Genomic DNA, 20,586 nt, shown 5'->3' with positions numbered 1-20,586 from the left:
GCCCATCCCTCATGCGGATGGTCAATTTACGCGCATCGTATAACGCTAAACGTCTTGCCCTCGCTCTCGCCGTCATTCTCGTGCTCGGCTTCCTTCTTGTACCGGGCCAACTTCAGAGCATCTTTCAGCAGATGGGCAGCCCGGTTGGGTGGGCCCTCAGTTGGCCTCTCCAAGCCGTTGCCGGGATTCATGATCGGATCGCCGACCTCTGGGGCCGGTTTGTGGCGCTCCAGGGGGTCGAAGAAGAAAATAGACAGTTGAGGAGAGAGCTGGATCTACTCAAGGAACAAAATGGGCAGTTGCAAGAGGCCTCGGCGGCGACGGAGCGGCTCGCGTCCTTGCTGGAATTCAAGAAACAAGCGCTTCCCACACTGGTGGCCGCCCAAGTGATCGGTCGCGATACCGGCAATTGGTACAAGACGATCATCATCAATAAAGGGTCGTCCGATGGCCTCCAGCCGGACCATGGCGTGATTACGCCTGCCGGTGTGGTCGGTCGCATCGTCAAGACGACTCCATCCACTGCCGTGGTGTTGCTCGTGACGGATCCCAACAATGCGATTGCCGGATTGATCCAGCGAACGCGAGATGAAGGCATTGTCGAAGGAACCACGCAAGGGTTGGCGAGCCTCAAGTATATTCCATTGTTGTCCAGCGCCCGATCAGGCGATCGTGTGGTCACGTCAGGATTGGTCGGGGGATTCCCCCGTGGCCTGCCGATCGGGACGATCACGAAGATCGACAAGGAAGAGGAAGCGTTGTTCCAATCTGCGGAGCTGTCTCCGGAGGTCGATCCGAATCGTGTCGAGGAAGTGCTGGTGATTCAGTCTTCCGCAGTTTCGACGGAGGGAGCGCAAATCGGCGCTCCGAAACGGAAGCCATGAAAGCGCTGATTTACATCGCGCTGATCGTCGGTCTTGTCCCGATTCAAGCCGTGCTCCTGCCGCACATCAGTTTGTGGGGAGTGAAGCCGGATCTCGGCTTCGTGGTCGTCTGCTTGATCGGCCTCATCGGCGGAGAGCTTGATGGATTGCTGATGGGTCTCGTTCTGGGCTGGGCGATGAGTCTGTTTTCTGCTCAAGATCCGTTCTCTGCGGCCATGATGAAGGGGGCCGTGGGTTTTATGGCCGGTCTGGCCGGCCGGCAAGTGGTCTATCTAAGCCCCATCGTGCTCGTGATGGGACTTCTCCTCGTCTCGTTTCTCGTCGGACTGGTCACCCCGTTCGCGTTGAAACTCAGTGTGGAACAAGATCTCTGGTGGGCTGTCTGGACGGTTGTGTTGCCGCAAGCCTGTCTCGATGCCGTGATCGGAGGAGCCGTCTATTGGCTGATGTGGAGTCGCCTGAATATTGAGCAATGGGTTTCCGAATATCGGGTCTAAGCATCTGTATGGCGAGCGCGCACTATCCGGAAACAGAATTCGGTGATCTCCATCGCAGACTCTTCATTCTGCGCGTGGGACTCTTGCTGGTGGTGGCGCTGCTCGGCCTCCGACTGTGGCATCTGCAGATTCGAGAGGGGCCGTACTATCGAGACTTGTCGGAAAACAATCGCACCAGACAGGTGCTGTTGGAGCCGGCGCGGGGCCTGATCTACGACCGGCATGGGGTTCTCCTCGCGAATAACGTACCGAGTTTCAGTCTCTATGTCACATTGGAAGACGTGAAGGATCGTGAAGTCTTGATTCAGCAGTTGACCGATCTCCTCGGCCTGGACCCCGCGCTCGTACGAAAAAAACTGATGATCAGAGGCAGCAAACTGCTTCCTCGTAAGATCAAAGACCGGATGACGTTGCGCGATGCCACGCTGGTCGAATCACACCGTCTCGATATGCCCGGCGTCATGATTCAAGTAGAGTCCCAACGCAACTATCCTGGCGGCGTGACGGCGGCCCATCTCTTGGGCTATGTCGGTGAGATTTCGGCGGATCAGCTTGAGAAACCGGAGTTTGTCGATCTCCATCAGGGCAGCATCGTGGGGCAATATGGGGTTGAAAAGTCCTATGATCGGCACATGCGGGGAGTGGCCGGTCAGAAGAGCGTGGAAGTCGACGCGCTCGGCCATGAAAAGAAGGCCTCGGTCGTCGAGAGGCCGCAAGCGGGGAACGACCTTTATCTCACGATCGACGTGCGTCTCCAGAAACTTGCCGAGGATCTGCTGGGCGTGGAACAGGGCGCCATTGTTGCGCTCGACCCGACCAACGGTGATATTTTGGCCATGGCCAGCCGCCCCGCCTTCGATCCGAACCTGCTGTCGCGGGAACTGACGGCGAAACAATGGGTCGAGATTGTGCAGGATGAAGGGCGTCCATTGAACAATCGAGCCTCACAGGGGCAGTACCCTCCCGGTTCCACGTTCAAGATCCCGATGGCCATCGCGGCCCTGGAAACCAAAACCATGACGCCTTCCAGTACCGTGCACTGCAACGGGGGCTATCAGTTCGGAAAGCGGCTTTATCATGACTGGAAAGTCGGTGGACATGGCTATGTCGATCTCCATGACGCCTTGGTCCATTCCTGTGACGTGTACTTTTATACGATCGGTCAACGTATGGGGATCGATGTGATGGCGGAGTTCGGAAAGGACTTCGGGCTCGGACGGGCCACGGGAGTGGAATTGCCGTCGGAACGATCCGGTATCATGCCATCCACCGCTTGGAAGCAAAAGGCCAAGAACGAATCCTGGTTGCCGGGTGAGACCATTTCGGCGGCCATCGGACAGGGCTATGTGACCGTGACGCCATTGCAGATGGCCAGTCTGGTCGGTACGGTCGCCAATAACGGTGTCAGTTATCGTCCCCGGCTCGTGCAGGCAGTCATGGATCGAACGACCGGGAATCTTCAAGAGTTACCGGCCGTTCCACGTGGAAAACTCAACGCCAAGCCGGACACGTTCCGCATCATCAAGGATGCCTTGGCTGACGTCGTCACGAAGGGAACGGCGACGAGGGCGAAGTCCTCTCTGGTGACGATCGGTGGGAAAACAGGGACGGCTCAGGTGGCGGCCCTCCGGACCGGGCCGGAGGAAAACATCCCCAAAAAGTACCGTGACCATGCCTGGTTTGTCGCCTTTGCTCCGGTGGAATCGCCGAAGATCGCCGTGGCTGTGCTGGGCGAACATATGGGACACGGTGGAGCCGCCGCCGCCCCACTGGCCAAGGAAGTCATCGAAACATACATGAAGCTCACCCCGCAGGTTCCCGTTGTCACGTCGGATCTGTCCGGCGTGGCCCAGCCGGGGCGCCCCTCGAAAGACTCATGATCGATCGTCTGACTGAGAATCGCGGCCTCGATAGCTTCGATATCCGCTATGTTGCCTTGATTCTGGCCATTTTGGGAATCGGGGTGCTCTCCATTTATAGTGTGACGCAGGGGCAGCCGGGCGGGATCGCGCCGTTCTATCTTAAGCAGATGATGTGGATCGGTTTGGGCGCGGCGGCGTTCATCGTCATGTGGGCGTCGGACTACCATCACCTCGCGCGGTTTGCCTATCCGGCCTATGCGTTTATTCTCCTGATGCTGCTCTTTGTCCTTTTCGAGGGACGCACGAGCAAAGGGGCGCAGCGATGGATTGCACTGGGCCCGCTCAGTTTTCAGCCGTCCGAGTTCGCCAAGCTCATTCTCGTGTTGGTGCTGGCGCATTATTACTCGAAGGCTCCTCGTGTCGGATGGTTGCAGCGCGTCATCCTGCCGGGGCTCTTGGTGCTGCCCGGCCTTCTGCTCATCTTGAAGCAGCCCGATCTGGGGAGTGGACTGAGCTTTGTTGCGGTCTACGCGGCGATGCTGCTCATGGTCGGGGTTCGCTCGCAAGCCTTGGGTTTCATTCTCTTATTCGGGATCATGCTGTTTCCATTTGCCTGGGAGGGGCTGTGGGGGTCCTTGCATGATTATCAGCGACAGCGCATTATGGCGTTCGTCGACCCGGATTATGACCCGGGTGGAAAGGGCTATCATGCCCTGCAATCGAAAATTGCAATCGGGTCAGGGGAACTCCTGGGCAAGGGACTCTATGGCGGCACCCAAAGTCAGCTGAAGTTTCTGCCCGAAGGCCACACCGATTTTGTGTTCGCCGTATTTGCGGAAGAATGGGGATTTCTCGGGGTGCTGGTGCTCTTGACCTTGTTTATCGGATTGATCTGGTTATCTCTGGAGATCGCCTCCAAGGCGAAGGATCAGCTTGGCGCCTTGCTTGCCGTAGGGATTGTGGCGATGCTGTGCTTCTGCGTCGTGGTCAACATCGGCATGACGGCAGGCATGTTTCCGATCGTCGGCATCCCCTTGCCTCTGGTGAGTTACGGCGGAAGCGCCACGATTATGACCATGGCGGCGTTGGGTTTGCTGTTGAACGTCAAACGAAAGCGGTTAAGCCTATTTTATTGAGCGAAGCCCGAACGCGCGGAACAATCATGTTCCACCGTTCGGAAAAGGATATTATCGAACGTCGGCCAAGTGTGCGGGGTGGTATCCGCCGTGGACCTGGGCGTGAGCCCGCGTCCATCGCGTCCTCCGAACTGCGGCGGCGTTCAGATCAAAGGAGTCAGTATGGGAAATGAGATTGCGATAACCGTCTCGCGGGAAGAAACCCGCGTGGCCGTGCTCGACGGCGGGGTCGTCACCGATTTGTTCGGAGACCGCGCCAAGCACAAAGATTTTGTCGGAAACATTTATAAGGGAAGAGTCGCCAAGGTGTTGCCGGGAATGCAAGCCGCGTTCGTGGATATCGGCTTGGAAAAAGCCGCGTTCATGCATGTCTCCGATCTCTTGGTTGACGCGGAGCCGGGAGACATGTTGGTCGAGGACGATGAAGACGAAAAAGATTCGGATATGCTGAGGCCGAAGCGCCAGAGCGCGAAGCCCATCGAACAACTGTTGAGTGAGGGCCAAGAGCTGATGGTGCAGATTTCCAAGGGGCCGATCGGCACCAAGGGGTCACGAGTCACCACGTATGTCTCGCTGCCCGGGCGATACCTCGTCTTTATGCCGAACGTCGACCATATCGGCGTGTCGCGGCGCATTCCGCGGGATGAAGAACGGGCGAGGCTGAAAGAAATCATGCGCCGGGTTCGCCGCCAGGGTTGCGGGTACATCGTGCGGACGGTGAGTGAAGGCGTCAAAGAAGACGAACTCAAATCCGACGTCGATTTTTTGCACGTGCTCTGGCAGGACGTGTTGACCAAGCGGGAACAATTGCCCGCTCCCGCGTTGTTGCATTCGGATTTGAGCCTGAGCTTCCGTGTGGTGAGAGACCTGTTCGGCAAGAAAGTGGATCGACTCTGGATCGATTCGCGGGAGGAATACGAAGCCATTCGGGATTTCGTGCAGCGCTTTTCCCCCGAGCAGACCTCACGGATTCATTTTTACGACAAGGAAGAGCCGTTATTCGATCATCTGGGGGTCGAACAGGAAATCGCGCGCGCGATGAGCCGGAAGGTGTGGCTCAAATCGGGCGGCTATCTGGTGATCGATCATACCGAAGCGATGACGGTGATCGACGTCAATACGGGGCGGTTTGTAGGAAAGCGGGATCAGGAAGAGACCATCTTGCGGAACAATCTGGAGGCGGCGAAGGAAGTCGCCTATCAGCTCAAACTGCGCGGCATCGGCGGCATCATCATCGTCGACTTCATCGATATGGAGCGTGAAAAGAATCGGGATAAGGTCTACCACGCGCTGGTGGATGCCATGGCGTCGGATAAGGCGCGGACGAGGATCTCCAGGATCTCGGATCTCGGCTTGATCGAGATTTCCCGCGAGCGTGTCCGGGAGGATCTGTTGCGCTCGCTGTCCGAGCCCTGCCGCTACTGTGAAGGCCGTGGCTATACGAAGTCTCCGACGACCGTGGTGTACGAAATTTTTCGCGAGATCCGACGGATTGAACCCGCGTCCGATCAGCAGCGGATTATCGTGGGGGCCCATCCGACGGTCGCCGAGCTGCTGCAAGACGAAGAGCGCCATGGGGTGGAAGTACTGGAGCGCGATTGTTCGGCAAAAATCATCATCACGCCGGATAGTCAATTGCACCTTGAGCAATACGATCTGGTCGTGCTCTAGCCACGTGCGGTATAGGCCGGCACCTTCCGTCGGATGCGCGTTCAGCAGGGCACGACTTTCCTGCCGTTGAGACCAATTCCCCATCGTTCACTGAGACCGATCATGGACGAAGCGTCATTGACCTCGTGGCTCACGCTCCAAGCCGTCGACGGCGTCGGGGATCGTACGCTTCTTAAATTGGTGCAACGGTTTGGATCTCCCAATGCGGTGCTGTCAGCGTCGATGGACGATTTGAGGTCGGCGGGGTGTAGTCCGGAATTGGCCGAATCGGTCCGGCAGGGGCCTGATTCTGGTATCCGGAGGCAGATCGATCGTCAGGTCCAGATCGTCGGACGTCTGAAGATTCATACGATCACGGCCTTTGATCGATCATACCCAGCGCGGCTCAGAGCGATTTCCGATCCCCCGCCGTTGTTGTATGTAACCGGGACGTGGTCGCCGCGGGATGAGGTGGCAGTGGCGATTGTGGGTGGACGAGGGGCCACTCCGTCCGGCAGGATCGTCACGGAAGAGATTGCGAAAGAACTCGCCGGATGTGGCGTGACGATCGTGAGCGGCCTGGCGCGTGGAATCGATGCGTCGGCGCATCGAGGGGCGCTGGCGGGGAAGGGGCGCACGATTGCTGTATTGGGGTGCGGCATCGATCGGACCTATCCCTCGGAGCACCAGGCGCTCAGACGCAGCATCGAATCGCATGGAGCCGTCATTTCTGAGTTGCCGATCGGCGCGGCTCCGCAAAGTCATCACTTCCCGCGAAGAAATCGGATCATCAGCGGACTCTCGCTGGGTGTGCTGGTCAGTGAAGCGGCGACCAACAGCGGTTCGCTCATTACGGCCAAGTTGGCGCTGGAACAAGGCCGAGAGGTCTTCGCCGTGCCTGGTTCCATCAAAGAAGAGGCCTGCCGTGGATCGAATCGCCTCATCAAAGAGGGTGCGAAACTGATCGAAGGAGCTCAGGATATCCTTGATGAGATCCTTCCACAAATCGACGCCCGTCAGCGGATGCTGCTTCATCTGGATGGGACAACGATCGAAGCGCAGGCGCCGCTAGGAACAGATGATACGTTGGTGTATGAGGCGCTCTCCCATGAGGCGTGTTCCGTTGATGCCGTGATCGAAACGACAGGGCTGAGTGCCGCGCAAGTGGCGGCGACGCTGCTGACGCTCGAGTTGAACGGCCGGATTCGCCAACTGCCGGGCCAACACTACATTCGTCTTTAGCCCGCGTGTTTCTGCGGCGAGCACCATTCTAGTTGCACGAAACCCGGATATTTGGTACGGATGATACAATCCTTGTGAGACAGACGGAGTTGTCATGGCAAAATCTCTGATCATCGTTGAGTCACCGACGAAAGCGAAAACGATCACAAAGTATCTGGGCCGCGGGTATACCGTGATGGCGTCGGTGGGACACGTCAAGGATCTGCCGACCAGCAAATTGGGTGTCGATCTCGAACACGATTTCGAACCGCAGTACGTCACCATCAAAGGCAAGTCGAAGGTGTTAGCTGAGATCAAGAAGAAGGCTGAAGAGGCAGACAAGATCTTTCTGGCGCCGGATCCTGACCGAGAAGGGGAGGCGATCGCCTGGCACCTCGAACAGGAGCTGTTGGGCAAATCGAAAAAGAAAAAGAAGGACGGAAAGATTTTTCGGGTCCTGTTCAATGAGATTACGGAATCGGCGATCAAGCGGGCGTTGCAGTCGCCGGGCGAAATCGATATGAAGTTGGTCAATGCGCAGCAAGCCCGCCGTATCTTGGATCGTATCGTCGGCTATCAAGGCAGCCAGTTGCTCTGGAATAAAGTCCGGCGCGGACTCAGTATGGGGCGGGTGCAGTCGGTGGCTATGCGGTTGATCTGCGAGCGCGAAGCGGAGCGGGAAGCATTCAGGACCGAAGAGTACTGGTCGATTACCGCGCTGCTCGCCGGGGCCAATCCTCCCGCATTCGAGGCCAAGCTCCACAGCATGAACGGAGCGGAAGCGTCGATCGAGAACAGCGAGCAGGCCGGCCGGATCGTCGCCGATATTCAAGGGAAGACATTCGTCGTCCAATCGATCGAGCGTCGGGAAAAGAAACGCAACCCCGTCGCGCCGTTCATCACGAGCCGCCTGCAGCAGGAAGCGGCGCGGAAACTGCACTTTTCGCCCAAGAAAACGATGACGCTCGCGCAGCAACTGTATGAAGGGATCGAAATCGGCGCAGAAGGGGCGACGGGTCTCATCACCTATATGAGAACCGACTCGCCTCGCATCTCGAATGAAGCGACGGCCGATGCGCGCGAGGTGATTCAGTCTCGATTCGGCGCGCAATATCTTCCCGCGACGCCCAATGTCTATAAGACGTCGAAGGCGGCCCAGGAAGCCCATGAAGCGATCCGGCCGACGTCGGCGGGTCGCGACCCTGAATCGATCCGCCAGTATTTGGATCAGGATCAATACAATCTCTACAAGTTGATCTGGAATCGATTCATCGCCTCGCAGATGGTTCCGGCGATTTTGGACGTGACTCGCATCGATTCAACGCCGGTTGAGACCAAGGAAAATTATCTCTTCCGTTCCACCGGAACCGTCGTGAAGTTCCCCGGGCACACGATCGTCTATATGGAAGGGATCGATAAAGAGTTGCCTTCACAGAAGCCGAAGGCCGATCAGGAGGCGGATGACGACGAGCGCCAGCTGCCGGCTCTGTCCGAAGGAGAGCGGTTGCGGCTTGCCGAGCAGGAAGGGCAGTCGGCCCTGGGGTTGACCTCGAAGCAGCATTTCACGCAGCCGCCGCCCCGATATAACGAAGCCCTCCTGATCAAGGAGCTGGAGGAAAAAGGGATTGGGCGTCCGTCCACCTACGCCACGATCATCTCCACGATCCAAGACCGCAAATATGTCGAAAAGACCGAAGGGCGGTTCATCCCGACGGAAACGGGCCGCACGGTCAACGATTTCCTTTTGAAGGGATTTCCGGCCGTCGTCGATGTCGATTTTACGTCGCATCTGGAAGCAGAGCTCGACGAAGTGGAAGAAGGCAACAAACAATGGGTCGATTCGGTGCGGGATTTTTACAACCCGTTTGCGGCGGATCTGGAGAAGGCCAAGACGATTCCCGGCCCCAAGGATACGGTCGAGCCTCCGACGAACATCCCATGCGAGAAGTGCGGCCGGATGATGGAAATCAAATGGGGACGGAACGGCAAGTTCCTCGCCTGCCCGGCGTACAAAGACGATCCGCCCTGCAAGAATACGCAGAACTTCGAAAAGCTGCCGGACGGCACCATCAAGATCGTGCCCAAGCAGGAGCTGACGACCGATCAGGTCTGCGATAAATGCGGCAGTCCAATGGTCGTCAAGACAGGACGATTCGGCAAGTTCATCGCCTGTTCCGGCTATCCGCAGTGCAAGACCACGAAGGCCCTGGCGTTGGGTGTCAAATGTCCACAGCCCGACTGCGGCGGTGATCTCGTGCAGAAACGAACGCGCAAGGGCCGATCGTTCTTCGCCTGCAGTAACTATCCCAAGTGTGAATATGCTCTCTGGGACCGTCCCGTGCCGAAGGCTTGCCCAACCTGCCAAGCTCCGTTTTTGATAGAAAAAGTCAGCAAGCAAGACGGTCGGAGCGTTCAATGCCGCAATCAGGATTGCGGCTACCGCGAAGCCGGGTGACGACTCGAATGGTCCTTCCATCTTCCTCGCAGTCCGTCAATCACCACACCTCGTATTTCACGTGAACGACGATTAACCCGGCAAGATCAATGTCCATTCATCCCATTCGCGCCGCGGCACTGTCGTTGTGTGTGGGCCTGGCCTGGCTGTCACCGGTTTCAGCGGAAGAACCATCTCCGACGACGGATAGAAAACAGACGGTCGGGTTCGTGGTCGGTGGAATGCTCCCGGTTCGACTGATGGATGCGCAATCGTCGAAGTTGAACGGGTTGGCCGTCCATCCCTCGTGGCAAATCGCGTTGACCGATACGATCGGCGACGGGTGGTGGAGCGGCTCGATTGCGCTTGGGGCCGAGTTGGCGCTGCTGGGGATCACCCAACCGACCGGCGCGTATGGTGTGGGAGTGACGCCCAAGATCGCCTATACGTTCACCTCGTTTGGCCGGCTGAAGCCCTATGTCGAGGGCGGCGGTGGTCCGCTCTGGACGAATTTCAACGGCCGTATTCCCGAACAAGGAACGGATTTCAATTTTCTGGTCTGGGGCGGCACGGGCGCAAACTGGGAGCTGACCGCACGATGGTCGCTCAACGCCGGAGTCCGGTTCAGCCACATTTCCAATGCCGATACGGGTAGCCCGAATCGTGGGCTCAATTACATCCTGCCGTTTATCGGAATCTCCACGAAGCTCTTCTAGGGTTACCTGACAAGAAGTCCCAGCGTCTCTGCTACGACCACGCACCGTGACTGTCTCATTGGACAAAAGTCCTTTGCGAGCCGGATTTTTGTCCGAACCCGACTAGGATCTTTCCGAGTCTTCCCTTCTCATCGATAGGCATTATTGTGATTGTAAATAAGTCGATGCGGGTGAGCCAGGCATTATCCAGGAGCGAGGACGTGGCAGACGGCGGCGAACGTGAGAGTCGGGGCTGGTATTTGATCCGCACCAGGGACTTTGGGCTGCTATGGTGGGGACAGGTCGTCTCTCAAATTGGGGAAGGGCTCAATAAAGTCGCTCTACTCTGGTTTGTGTATACCCTCACCGGTTCGGCCCTGAAAGTGACGATCGTCGGATTGCTCCAAACCGTCCCACCCTTGCTGTTGGGGCCTCTCATCGGGGTCTTTCTCGATCGCCTGCCGAAGAAGACCGTGATGGTGTGGGTGGACTTGATTCGTGCCGTCATGACCTTTCTCATTCCGGCGCTATTTGCTTTCGACCTCCTTTCCCTTGAAGGCTTGTACGTGTTGATCTTCCTGACATCGATCGTCTCGACCATCTTTGGACCGGCCTTGGTGTCGGCTGTCCCGCGCTTGGTTCGTCCGTCCGAATTGGTGAGAGCGAATGCCTTGATTCAAGGCACGAATAACATTGGGTTGTTACTGGGACCGGCCATCAGCGGCGTGCTTATCGCAATGATAGGCGTGGAGAATGTCCTGTATGTGAATTCGGTCACCTTCCTCGTCTCGGCCTTGTGTCTCATCCCCATGCGGTTGCACGAAACGCTCAAGATCAATAAAGAGGCCGGCACCAAGTCCGCCTCCGTGCTGGATGATTTGCTTGTAGGATTTCGATTCGTCTTCGGCACGCAATCGACGGTGTTCCTTCTGGTCGTAATCTCGGCCTTGTACAATCTGGGTGCGAGCGCGTTTGTGTTCATTCTGCCGGTATATGCGAAAGAGTTTCTCCAGGTCGGTCCGGTTCAACTGGGCTGGCTCTGGTCCGGTCTCGGGGTCGGCATGCTGGCGGTGTCCACATGGCTTGCCTCGAGGCACCAGGGAGATCTGCATAGCCGTTTGCGCCTCATTGCTCGTGGCATGACGGTGGGGGGACTGGCGGTCTGCAGTCTAAGCCTGCTCGAGACGCCGCTGGTCGCGACTGCGGTGGTGGTTGTAGTCGGTGGGAGCACGGCGATCATGAATCCCGTCGTATGGGCGTTGCTTCAAGAGATCACTCCGGAACACTTGATGGGACGCGTGCTCACGACGTTCAGCACGGGATCGATGGCTACCGCGATGGCCGGGATGACCGGCTTTGGATGGATTGCGGAGACCGTCGGCCCGGCGCAAAGCCTTATCGGACTTGGGTTGGTTCTGTTATTGACGGCAGCCGTTGCGATCCGGTTCATGCGCCGGGCAATGATGACTCAACGGGCTCCAGCCTAAACGTTGAGTCAGGTTGCGCGGCGTCCAATCGTTCTGCCCGCCTTTCTTGTCTGCCTCATTCCGATATAACCTTTACGATTGATCAGGAGGAAGAGTAGTCGCGTATGACGGAACGTCCAATCATCCGTCGCAGACAATGGCTCCTCACGCGCGATTTCAGTCTGGTGTGGTGGAGCCAGGTGCTGTCGCAGGTGGCCGACGGTGTCAGCAAGTTGGCTCTCTTGTGGTTTGTCTATTCCATCACCGGTTCGGCGCTGAAGACGACGGTCATCGGCCTCATGCAAACATTGCCCCCGATCGTCTTCGGACCCGTGATCGGTGTGGTGGTCGATCGATTGCCCAAGAAGGCCATCCTGATCGGCAGCGACCTGGCCAGAGCCCTCTTGATCGGCTTGATCCCCTGTTGGGTATCCGTCGAATCGTTTACCATCCAATCGCTCTACGTGCTGACGTTCCTTTACGGGATTGCCACCGCCATGTTCGTGCCGACACTGTCCTCGTCGGTGCCGTTCATGGTGAAGAAAGCACAGTTGACGGCCGCCAATGCCCTCCTCCAAGGCACAACGAGCCTCGGCATCGTCATCGGCCCGGTCATCAGCGGGCTGGGGATTGCCTTTACCGGGTCTCAGGATGTGCTCTGTCTCAATGCGGTGACCTATCTGGCGTCCGCGGCATTCCTGTTCCCGCTTCGACTTTCAGCAGGGATGACGACTGCTCCGTCGGCGAGACCACGAACCACGGCGATTCAGGATCTGTTGGACGGTATTCGCTATACGCTGATATCTCGGCGCACCATTCTGGTGTTGATCCTATTGGCCTCGCTCTACACGTTTGGCAGCGGAGCGTTCACCACACTGTTTCCGGTGTTCGGAAAGGCGCTCCTTTCACTCGGTCCGATAGAGGTGGGATACCTCTGGTCTTGGCTCGGCGTGGGCTTCCTGCTCATATCGCTCTGTCTCGTGAGGTTCACCGAATGGGATCTTCGGCGCCGGATCTCGATCATCACGTGGTCGAGTGTCGTCGGGGGGTTAGCGTTGTGCGGGCTGGTCTGGACGTCGAACATCGTGGTGGCCACCCTGCTCGTGGTGTTGGTTGGGATGGGGTTGGGGACCTGGACACCGATCGCTTGGGGAATCATCCAAGAAATCTCACCCGCCCACATGGTGGGGCGGGTCATGGCGCTCTACACGGCGATGGCCACGGCCACATCAATGGCGGGCATGACGTTCTTCGGGTGGCTCATTGATGTATCCAGCGAGTCCGTGAGTCTGGTCGGCATCGGCGCAGTTCTGCTTGCCCTCGCGACATCCAGCGTGTGGTTTCGCCGACGCGTGGAGGGAGAGCACCTTTCAGTCGGGTAGTGTGTCTTTCGCTCAGCACATTTATTCAATCCGAATTCCGAAGCTGAACGGCAATGGCCTGCATTTACTTTCCTGGCTCATGCCTGCCCATGATATATAGGTGACGGTCGCAGGCAAGCCGAGCGACGATTTACCACCTGGAACATTGAACAGCATCTTCAAGCAAGCTGGGTGGAAGAAGTAGAGGACCTATCATGCGCTATGCGATTGTGATGGAAAAAGCTCCTCAGAACTATGCCGCCTATGTGCCGGACTTGCCGGGGTGCGTGGCAACTGGAGCGACGATTGAAGAAACGGAAGTCATGACCCGCGAGGCTATCGAATTCCATCTGGAAGGCCTTCGTGCAGACAGCCTACCCATTCCTCCACCCAGCAGCCAAGTGGAATACATCGAAGTCTCCGCCTAGCGGGTGCCACCACCACTCTCTGGGTGCCCTTCCATCTTATAGGGTGAAGTCCACCCAGCACCACTATTCTTGACGCCATTCTCTACGCGGCTGATAATGCGCCGGTCCTGGGAGGGCGCATGAGGGGAGTCGGTCGAATCGCAGGTCTGATTGTCGCACTGATCGGCGTGAGTTTCATTGCGGCCTGTGGTGAGTCCTTCAGTGCGCCGCATTGCGAAGCCAATGCTGCCGGGAACCCGCAAGCGCTTCAATCCCTCAGTGCCCTGCTCAGCAAGAACCGGGACAACACCCCGGCGCTTCTCGGCCGCGCCCGCTGTCAGTACTTCCTTGGAAACTATGTTCAAGCCGTACAGGATGCGAGCGACGTTCTCCGGCGCGAACCGAAACAGGCCGAGGCGCACCTCGTCCGGGGCAAATCCCTGAAGATGCTCGGCCAAATTCCGCAGGCTCTTCAAGACTACAGCGTCGCGATTGACCTCCGTCCCACCGCCGACGCCTATTATGGACGAGGGCTGACCTACCTGCGGGAGTTTCGGGGAGCGAAGCACCGGGAGGCGCTGAACGATTTCACCGAGGCGATCAAGCTCGATGCCGACCACGTCGGCGCCTATCTCTACCGCGCCCAAGCCTATAGCCATCTCGAACAGTATCAACAGGCGCTCCAAGATTCAGAAATCGTCCTGAAGCTCGCCCCGGAGACCCCCAACGCCTACTGTAACGTCGGCTTCGCCCACTATGCCCTTGGCCACGATCAGGAGGGCCAGCAATTTCTGAATACCTGTTACCAGAAGGATCCCGATCCCCAAACGCGCGGATACTATGAAACGGAAGTGAACAAGGTGCTACATGCTAGGCAGCCGCGAAGGGGAGGGGGCGGCGGGTACGATTCAGGCGGCGGCGGGAAAACGACCTACGATCAAGAGATGGAACGGCAGCAACGGGTCATCGACAGTCTCCGGAATTCAGGATTCGACAGCCGCGCCGAAGCCTGCCGGATGGATAGTTCGAAGTGTTGAGTGGGAGAAGGGTCCGAGAAAGTTAACGAGTCATGAAGGTAAAGATCATACCATCGAAGGGAAATGTCTTTTGTGATCTGGGATTTTGCCGAGGGGAGGCCGAACATTTGCTGGTCCGAGCGGACCTCATGATCCAAGTGCAGAAACTCATTGCAGCTCGCGGCCTCAAACAGAAGGCTGCCGCCAAGACACTCGGTGTGACTCAGCCGCGCGTCAGCGATCTCCTCCGGGGGCGTATCGATCTCTTCAGTACCGACGCGCTTATCGATATGCTTGCTCGACTTGGCGCGACGGTTCGCCTGACCATTGAGGTTTGTCCAGCTGTTTGAAGCAATTAGAAGACGTCAACAACCATTGTTTATGAGGAAAGGCTGCTAACGCTACGTTCAGCCTCAATCGTCTGAATTAGTCGAGACGCCATTGCTTGTTCTGCATCTAGTAGTTTTGGAAACTCAGCGCGCGCCTCCTTTAGTACTTCATCACCTTTGATAGGAGCTATCCGATACTCTTCCTTGGCAAGATGTAACAATGCCCACACTGCCAACAACGTTTGGCTCTTTTTCTTTGCCTCATTTACTGCCATCCGATACAGCCTTCGACCTTCATCTGGAACACCAAGACGAAATGTTAGCAGTCCATTTGTAGCAAGGTAGGTAGCTCTGTGGGGTCCTTCAGATTCACTGACAGAAATTCTCTCAAAATACGTCATCGCATCGTCGTAACGTCCTTGGTAGGTTAATGCTACAACGACATTGTTTAGGAGAAGAAAGTCGTCCTTGTGTCTATTGAGTCCGTGCTGGGCAATACGCTCTGCCTTTGCAAAATCAGGAGCCATAGTCAGTGCAACCCAAGAACCAAAAACTGTAGGCCGTTTGGCAAAGGGCTCATCAGATAGCCAGAACTCGGCAGCTGACAAACTATCCTGCCATCCTTGCTGCATAATACTCGTCCACGCACAAGCCTCATACGAACGAGGCGCTTCAAGTAGTTTGGTCTCAAATCCCCAATTTCCTATCCTTCTTGATATCCAGGCTGCCTGCGCGACAGAGTTTTCAGTAGGACTTTCAAGGGCCTTGCGGAACAGTTGTTTCATTAACCGGACTTTCCCTGATTCGAGTTCGAGGGTGCCAAGTGCACTGGCCAGTTCTGCGATGTGGGCGGGATGGAATTTCTTGGACTCTATGAGCTCTCTAGCTGTCTTGACAAATTTTGGAGTTCGTCCTGCTGCACTCGCTACAGCAATTTCTGCTGCAACAAGCCAAGGGTCTCTTTTCGTCGCAGCTGCTCTCAAGAGAAGATCATGTGCCTGCCCAGAATCTTGCTTGTGCAAGTAGAACCTAGCAGCGCATCTGAGGATGAAGCGGTTCGATGGGGCCAGTGCTGTTCATAAGCCACAGGGCTTGAGATCACTTTTAAGACCTTCGTATTAGCGAACATAACTGCGCCATTGATGACAATGGCGATCCCGGCACTACCACCGTATGCTCTCCACATTGAAAGGCGTCCATGTTGATCTTCATTGGATAGGTGCTCGGACAAGCAGGTGAGGTACGTATCTTCGGAAATGATAGGCAAGGAGCTAATATAAAGATCCTTAACTTCCGCAGCCAACCCTGGGAAACAGACGTCAAGTGCTCTATTAAAGTTCTTGCCAGGCTCATTGCTGTATGCACTGTTGAGACAGTTGAATCCATACTGAACTTCAGAGTAGTCGTTCATCACGGCTGTGTTTCGTAGCCAGATTTGCTTGCTCGCAAGGATCTTCGCCGCAGTATCCGCCGTAGTGTAGTAAACAAAACGACGTTCCGCAGAATTTGCCTCTCGCATCTTGGATTCGACATGCGGGAAAAAGATGTGCGTAATTCGATCTTGATCTTGAGGGGGTAAGGCCACTTTGACAATGTCCTTGCTAGAGAGATAGGGCAATATAATTGCAAAAGAGTCCGCATTCTACTCTTTGGGGAGGATTACGGTCCATGATCTGCTAGGAAGAGTAATCGGTCGAAGAGCAATTTAGCATACCTTAGGGTAATAGTTTCTTCCCACGATGACGCTTCGCCCTCACCGGACCGGTCTCGACGCGATTGCTGTGTTCGAGCTCGTGAAAGGCGCAGCTCTTGCTGTCGGCTGGGTTAGGCTTGCCGAAATTAATGCGTGCGGACATTGCGACGCTGTTCTTGTGTTTGATTGAAGCGCTACATCTGAATGCCGACTCCCGGATTATTCATGCGCTGGTGCTGAAAGTAGAGGCCTTGCAGCCGCACAGTGTCCTCATGGCGGGGCGCAGGCTGATCGGTGCGGGTCCTAGGGTAGATATCGGTCGATATTGAGTGCCCCATGGAAGACGCCGATGATGTCGATCGCGTCTGAGTTCTTGATCAGGTAAGCGATACGATAATGTCCGTGAAGCAGAATACGGATGTGTCGGTCTGGCTTCTGCCAGTAGCGGTATCCTGATTCTGGAAATTCTCGAAGGATTTCGGCTTTCAGATAGATGGTTTCGATAGTTCGGGCGGCAGCGGATGGATTATCAAGTGCGATGTAGTCGTAAATGTCACGCAGCCATCGTTCGGCTTCGGCGGTCCATGTCACCTCTGCCATGTCTTGATGCGGCGTCCCATCTCTTCATGGCTGACTGTCTTTCCTGCGTCAGAGTCAGCAAGTCCCCTCTCGATCATTCTTGCGAACGCTAATTCTCGTAGAAGCTCATCATAGGAGCTGTCATCCGGCTGATCTTGAAGAATCTTGGCGATTTGTTCTTTTGCGGAGGGCATGATCACCTCTTAGAGAGACGTCGATTTCTACTGGCGACAGTTACAAGGATAGCGGTAAGCCCCCCGTTTTACAAGCTACTAGGCCTCATGTTCTCGGATCATTCATGCGTTGGTACTGTGAGCGCGGCGGCTCCTGTGAACACGGTTCGTCCGTTGGGAAGGGGATGGATCGCTGAGCGCCACTTTCTATGAAGATGCGAGGACTCCGGCAATACACCCAGTCAGCAACGTCGTCAAATAGGCAGTCCACAACGCGCGTAGTCCCAGCACCGAGATATCTTTTGCCCGATGCGGCACCAATGCGGAGATGCCGCCGACAAAGATGCCCATGCTCGCCACATGCACGAATCCGCAGAGGGCATAGGTCATGGCTGTGAGGGACCGGGGAGAGAGCGGCGGCGGAGACGCGGATTGCACCGCGGCTAGCTTGAAATAGGCCGCGACTTCCGTCTCGATAAACCGCGACCCCAGCAAGTCCGCGCCGATCTGCCACTCCTCAGGACGGAGGCCGAGAAGAATGGCGAACGGCCAGGTCAGCCAGGCGAGGACCCGTGTGGCGGAGAGCGGCACTCCACCGATCGCAGGAAGCTGGGCCAGCGCCAGATCGACCAACGCTTCCACTCCAAGAAACACGATCAGCAACGCGGCAATGCCGACCGCCATTTTCATTCCCTGCCCCGCCCCATCGATCAAGGCGACAATGAGGTTGGAGGGCGGCTGGATTGTTTCACCGTTGGATAAAGGCGATGGGTTCCGGTCGGTGGGCACAGCAGGCACGCCGCCCAGCGTCACGGGCTGTCCATCTTCGGGCCACGTGAGTTTACTGATGAGTACCGCGCAAGGAATAGAAATCACTGACGCAGAAATCAGATGCCCTGCGATCTGAGGCGCCACATGTTGCAGAGCCGACACGTAGATGCCCATGACCGTGCTCGCCACGGTCGCCATCATGCACGTCAGCACCAAGAGCAGTTCCGATTGCGTCATGGCTGTAAGGTAGGGACGAACAATCAAGCCCGCCTCGATGCCGACGAAGATATTCGCTGCGCCGGACAGAGACTCGGCCCCCGATAGGCCCATGGTCCGGTAGAAGAGCCGGGCAAACAGACCCACGATCGCTTGCATGACGCCCAAATAGTACAGACCGGCCATCAAGGCGGCAAAGAACACGACTGCCGGCAGTGCTTGTGCAGCCAGAATAAAGCCCACCGAGGTTGTACCGTCCGAGAGACGCTGGCCTGGGTCGAGCGCGAGCGGACCGAGTAGGAAGAGCGTGCCCTTTTGCGAGGCGTGGAGCACGGCGACCACCATATCGTTGATGATGCTCCAGAACCAGCGGGAGCCCGGAAACCAAAAGGACACGATCCCGAGTCCCCAGGCCAAGACCGCGCTGCCGCCAATGGTCGTCCAGTTCAGCCGACTGCGCTTCCCCGTCAGCCAAGCCAGCAATGCGATCGTCATGAATCCGATACACGCCAGCAGGCGATACGGCCATTCCTCCACCGTCATGTCCTCCTTCCGATAAAAGCCCGGCGGAGGCTACGCCGAGGGTCGGCTGCCGTCAAGAAATAAAATAGGTGCGTGCCATCACACAGACAAAGACAGATGTGTCTGATCTCTGACATGTGCTCTAGGGCTATGCATGCTGGTTCATTGCTGCGCTTTACTTTAGTATGGTAATGTAAAGCCTTATGAGGGAGGTGTTCCATGGCTGTTCAGAAGCTCAGCAGCAAGAATCAAATTGTTATTCCGAAAGAAGCCCGACAAGCGATGGGCGTCAAGGGTGGCGATGAATTGCTGGTGGTTGTGAAAGATGATCTGACACTTATCATGCCGAAGCCAAAACGGTATTCGAAGGTTTTACAGGGGCTAGCGAAGGGAACCTATCCTGCCGACTACCTGAAACGAGAGCGCCGGTCGTGGTAGGGCCTTCTTTATCTCAAGGTCTTCCTGTCCAACGACAACGCATCGGTCTCGATACCAATGTTTTCATCTATTTTCTCGAAGACCACCCACGATATGGAGCTTGGTGTGCTGCCTTGTTTGAATTGATCGAACGGGGGCAGAATGCCGCGGTCACTTCGACGGTGACGCTTCTGGAACTGTTGGTTCAGCCCTACCGTGACCAGAAGGATGAATTGGCACAAAAGATTTTTGCCCTGACCAGCACCTACCCCAAGATCGAGTGGGTCCCGTTGACGATGAATCTGGCTGATCGAGCGGCTGAGTTGCGTGCCAACTACCGTCTCAGCACGCCTGATGCCATACAACTGGCGACTGCCATCGGCCACAAAGCCGCGCGTTTTTACGGGAATGATCGTGGATTACAGCGCGTCAAAGAGATTGAGTGCATCATTGTGGATGACCTGGTTTAGTCTCACCATTTTTCTTACGTGACGCGACGGAGGCGAATGGAAAAGGGTTGGGAGTATTTCCTGGCCATTCAATCCTTCAGTCGCTTCACATCCGAGGCCTACAACGGTACCGTCCACCATAGTTGCTTTCTCTTCTTGGGAGATAGTCTTCTCTTCACTCGATGACGCCTCGCTCTCACCAGACCGGTCTCGCCGCGATTGCTGTGTTCAAGCTCGTGAAGGGCGTGCTGCTGCTCCTCGTTGGGTTGGGCTTATTGAAATTAATGCATGCGGAGATTGCGACGCTGTTCTCGCGTTTGATCGAAACACTTCATTTGAATGCCGACTCACGGATCATTCATGCGCTGGTGCTGAAAGTCGATGCGTTGCAGCCGCACAGCGTTCTCGTGGCAGGGCTTGTCAGTCTGGGTTATGCAGCGATGCTGTTGTTGGAAGGAGTCGGGCTGTGGCTGGAGCGCTCTTGGGCTGCATATCTGACGGTCATTTCGACGAGTCTGCTGTTGCCATTCGAGCTCTACGAAGTGATCGACCGGGTATCGGTGCTTCGCGTCGGTGTACTACTGCTGAATCTGGTCATTGTGCTCTACCTCATTGTGCAGTTGAAGCAGCATACCTTCCAACCGGAGGGTCAACAATCTCTAGGAAGGTGACAAGTGAGCCGACTGAGCTCACCATCTTCCTCGCACGGTTCATCTAAACTCATCGGTCACCCCCCTTGTGATACATTCGGCGATCTCTTCTCGTCTAGTGACCATGGATGGAAGAAAGGGATTTCCAGCGAGTGGAT

General features: G+C 56.5%; 22 protein-coding genes. 17 read left to right on the top strand and 5 right to left on the bottom strand.

The window, feature by feature from the left end:
* Window positions 1-11: 11 nt before the first annotated feature.
* The 14 genes from mreC (at window position 12) to H8K04_14190 (ending at window position 14,979) form a co-directional block, all read left to right on the top strand.
* Entirely contained in the window at window positions 12-884 is an 873-nt protein-coding gene (gene mreC, locus H8K04_14255; GenBank protein UVT14983.1) for a rod shape-determining protein MreC, read from the top strand.
* Window positions 881-1,381: a hypothetical protein gene (locus tag H8K04_14250; protein ID UVT14982.1), complete on the top strand. Its 501-nt coding sequence runs from the start codon at window positions 881-883 to the stop codon at window positions 1,379-1,381. Before mreC ends, H8K04_14250 begins: the two co-directional genes overlap by 4 nt.
* An 8-nt stretch (window positions 1,382-1,389) precedes the next feature.
* A complete protein-coding gene (gene mrdA / locus H8K04_14245; GenBank protein ID UVT14981.1) occupies window positions 1,390-3,261 on the top strand; it encodes a penicillin-binding protein 2 in 1,872 nt (623 codons plus the stop codon).
* Window positions 3,258-4,379 (top strand): rod shape-determining protein RodA, encoded by a 1,122-nt coding sequence (rodA, locus tag H8K04_14240; GenBank protein ID UVT14980.1) that lies wholly within the window; start codon window positions 3,258-3,260, stop codon window positions 4,377-4,379. The genes mrdA and rodA overlap by 4 nt, the downstream gene beginning before the upstream one ends.
* Before the next feature lie 162 nt (window positions 4,380-4,541).
* The gene (locus tag H8K04_14235) at window positions 4,542-6,050 is read left to right on the top strand and encodes an Rne/Rng family ribonuclease (GenBank protein UVT14979.1); all 1,509 of its coding nucleotides are present in this window, start codon (window positions 4,542-4,544) and stop codon (window positions 6,048-6,050) included.
* 102 nt (window positions 6,051-6,152) lie between these two features.
* Window positions 6,153-7,271, top strand: coding sequence for a DNA-protecting protein DprA (gene dprA, locus H8K04_14230; protein UVT14978.1), 1,119 nt, complete (start codon window positions 6,153-6,155; stop codon window positions 7,269-7,271).
* A gap of 94 nt (window positions 7,272-7,365) precedes the next feature.
* Window positions 7,366-9,705 (top strand): type I DNA topoisomerase, encoded by a 2,340-nt coding sequence (gene topA, locus H8K04_14225; protein ID UVT14977.1) that lies wholly within the window; start codon window positions 7,366-7,368, stop codon window positions 9,703-9,705.
* 89 nt (window positions 9,706-9,794) lie between these two features.
* A complete protein-coding gene (locus H8K04_14220) occupies window positions 9,795-10,400 on the top strand; it encodes an acyloxyacyl hydrolase (protein UVT14976.1) in 606 nt (201 codons plus the stop codon).
* Window positions 10,401-10,564: 164 nt separating this feature from the next.
* Window positions 10,565-11,866 (top strand): MFS transporter, encoded by a 1,302-nt coding sequence (locus H8K04_14215; protein ID UVT17993.1) that lies wholly within the window; start codon window positions 10,565-10,567, stop codon window positions 11,864-11,866.
* 104 nt (window positions 11,867-11,970) lie between these two features.
* Window positions 11,971-13,227 (top strand): MFS transporter, encoded by a 1,257-nt coding sequence (locus H8K04_14210; GenBank protein UVT14975.1) that lies wholly within the window; start codon window positions 11,971-11,973, stop codon window positions 13,225-13,227.
* Between the two features lie 100 nt (window positions 13,228-13,327).
* Window positions 13,328-13,411: a type II toxin-antitoxin system HicA family toxin gene (locus H8K04_14205; GenBank protein UVT17992.1), complete on the top strand. Its 84-nt coding sequence runs from the start codon at window positions 13,328-13,330 to the stop codon at window positions 13,409-13,411.
* A gap of 10 nt (window positions 13,412-13,421) precedes the next feature.
* The gene (locus H8K04_14200; GenBank protein UVT14974.1) at window positions 13,422-13,634 is read left to right on the top strand and encodes a type II toxin-antitoxin system HicB family antitoxin; all 213 of its coding nucleotides are present in this window, start codon (window positions 13,422-13,424) and stop codon (window positions 13,632-13,634) included.
* 119 nt (window positions 13,635-13,753) lie between these two features.
* Window positions 13,754-14,650 carry a tetratricopeptide repeat protein gene (locus tag H8K04_14195; protein ID UVT14973.1) on the top strand — a complete coding sequence of 299 codons (897 nt, stop codon included), beginning with the start codon at window positions 13,754-13,756 and terminating at the stop codon, window positions 14,648-14,650.
* A gap of 32 nt (window positions 14,651-14,682) precedes the next feature.
* Window positions 14,683-14,979 (top strand): XRE family transcriptional regulator, encoded by a 297-nt coding sequence (locus H8K04_14190; protein ID UVT14972.1) that lies wholly within the window; start codon window positions 14,683-14,685, stop codon window positions 14,977-14,979.
* A 29-nt stretch (window positions 14,980-15,008) separates the two neighbouring features.
* Here the strand turns inward: H8K04_14190 and H8K04_14185 are convergent, their stop codons facing one another.
* The 5 genes from H8K04_14185 to H8K04_14165 all read right to left on the bottom strand — a co-directional run bounded on the left by H8K04_14185 (window position 15,009) and on the right by H8K04_14165 (window position 18,927).
* Entirely contained in the window at window positions 15,009-15,941 is a 933-nt protein-coding gene (locus tag H8K04_14185) for a hypothetical protein (GenBank protein UVT14971.1), read from the bottom strand.
* Complete coding sequence (locus tag H8K04_14180; GenBank protein ID UVT14970.1) at window positions 15,938-16,543, bottom strand: hypothetical protein; 606 nt, start codon at window positions 16,541-16,543, stop codon at window positions 15,938-15,940. Before H8K04_14180 ends, H8K04_14185 begins: the two co-directional genes overlap by 4 nt.
* 411 nt (window positions 16,544-16,954) lie before the next feature.
* Complete coding sequence (locus H8K04_14175) at window positions 16,955-17,251, bottom strand: type II toxin-antitoxin system RelE/ParE family toxin (GenBank protein ID UVT14969.1); 297 nt, start codon at window positions 17,249-17,251, stop codon at window positions 16,955-16,957.
* On the bottom strand, window positions 17,239-17,424 hold the full coding sequence (locus H8K04_14170; GenBank protein ID UVT14968.1) for a hypothetical protein: 186 nt from the start codon (window positions 17,422-17,424) through the stop codon (window positions 17,239-17,241). The genes H8K04_14175 and H8K04_14170 overlap by 13 nt, the downstream gene beginning before the upstream one ends.
* A 186-nt stretch (window positions 17,425-17,610) precedes the next feature.
* On the bottom strand, window positions 17,611-18,927 hold the full coding sequence (locus H8K04_14165) for a nucleoside permease nupX (GenBank protein UVT17991.1): 1,317 nt from the start codon (window positions 18,925-18,927) through the stop codon (window positions 17,611-17,613).
* A gap of 204 nt (window positions 18,928-19,131) precedes the next feature.
* Between H8K04_14165 and H8K04_14160 the strand changes: the two genes are divergently transcribed.
* The 3 genes from H8K04_14160 to H8K04_14150 all read left to right on the top strand — a co-directional run bounded on the left by H8K04_14160 (window position 19,132) and on the right by H8K04_14150 (window position 20,449).
* Window positions 19,132-19,350 (top strand): AbrB/MazE/SpoVT family DNA-binding domain-containing protein, encoded by a 219-nt coding sequence (locus H8K04_14160; GenBank protein UVT14967.1) that lies wholly within the window; start codon window positions 19,132-19,134, stop codon window positions 19,348-19,350.
* Window positions 19,344-19,799, top strand: a complete 456-nt coding sequence (locus tag H8K04_14155) for a PIN domain-containing protein (protein UVT14966.1) — start codon at window positions 19,344-19,346, stop codon at window positions 19,797-19,799. Before H8K04_14160 ends, H8K04_14155 begins: the two co-directional genes overlap by 7 nt.
* Window positions 19,800-19,960: 161 nt before the next feature.
* Entirely contained in the window at window positions 19,961-20,449 is a 489-nt protein-coding gene (locus H8K04_14150; GenBank protein UVT14965.1) for a DUF2127 domain-containing protein, read from the top strand.
* Window positions 20,450-20,586 lie beyond the last annotated feature (137 nt).

Origin of the sequence: Nitrospira sp. (assembly GCA_024760525.1) — a bacterium.
In the GTDB taxonomy this organism is placed as follows: Bacteria; Nitrospirota; Nitrospiria; order Nitrospirales; family Nitrospiraceae; genus Nitrospira_D.
The sequence above is the reverse complement of the archived record's forward strand: the minus strand, read 5'-3'. Positions and strand labels throughout refer to the sequence as shown.

Excerpts from the sequence above, each read along its gene's own strand:
- mreC (UVT14983.1), top strand. The coding sequence starts at position 12 with ATGCGGATGGTCAATTTACGCGCATCGTATAACGCTAAACGTCTTGCC.
- H8K04_14250 (UVT14982.1), top strand. The coding sequence starts at position 881 with ATGAAAGCGCTGATTTACATCGCGCTGATCGTCGGTCTTGTCCCGATT.
- mrdA (UVT14981.1), top strand. The coding sequence starts at position 1,390 with ATGGCGAGCGCGCACTATCCGGAAACAGAATTCGGTGATCTCCATCGC.
- rodA (UVT14980.1), top strand. The coding sequence starts at position 3,258 with ATGATCGATCGTCTGACTGAGAATCGCGGCCTCGATAGCTTCGATATC.
- H8K04_14235 (UVT14979.1), top strand. The coding sequence starts at position 4,542 with ATGGGAAATGAGATTGCGATAACCGTCTCGCGGGAAGAAACCCGCGTG.
- dprA (UVT14978.1), top strand. The coding sequence starts at position 6,153 with ATGGACGAAGCGTCATTGACCTCGTGGCTCACGCTCCAAGCCGTCGAC.
- topA (UVT14977.1), top strand. The coding sequence starts at position 7,366 with ATGGCAAAATCTCTGATCATCGTTGAGTCACCGACGAAAGCGAAAACG.
- H8K04_14220 (UVT14976.1), top strand. The coding sequence starts at position 9,795 with ATGTCCATTCATCCCATTCGCGCCGCGGCACTGTCGTTGTGTGTGGGC.
- H8K04_14215 (UVT17993.1), top strand. The coding sequence starts at position 10,565 with ATGCGGGTGAGCCAGGCATTATCCAGGAGCGAGGACGTGGCAGACGGC.
- H8K04_14210 (UVT14975.1), top strand. The coding sequence starts at position 11,971 with ATGACGGAACGTCCAATCATCCGTCGCAGACAATGGCTCCTCACGCGC.
- H8K04_14200 (UVT14974.1), top strand. The coding sequence starts at position 13,422 with ATGCGCTATGCGATTGTGATGGAAAAAGCTCCTCAGAACTATGCCGCC.
- H8K04_14195 (UVT14973.1), top strand. The coding sequence starts at position 13,754 with ATGAGGGGAGTCGGTCGAATCGCAGGTCTGATTGTCGCACTGATCGGC.
- H8K04_14190 (UVT14972.1), top strand. The coding sequence starts at position 14,683 with ATGAAGGTAAAGATCATACCATCGAAGGGAAATGTCTTTTGTGATCTG.
- H8K04_14175 (UVT14969.1), bottom strand. The coding sequence starts at position 17,251 with ATGGCAGAGGTGACATGGACCGCCGAAGCCGAACGATGGCTGCGTGAC.
- H8K04_14170 (UVT14968.1), bottom strand. The coding sequence starts at position 17,424 with ATGCCCTCCGCAAAAGAACAAATCGCCAAGATTCTTCAAGATCAGCCG.
- H8K04_14160 (UVT14967.1), top strand. The coding sequence starts at position 19,132 with ATGGCTGTTCAGAAGCTCAGCAGCAAGAATCAAATTGTTATTCCGAAA.
- H8K04_14150 (UVT14965.1), top strand. The coding sequence starts at position 19,961 with ATGACGCCTCGCTCTCACCAGACCGGTCTCGCCGCGATTGCTGTGTTC.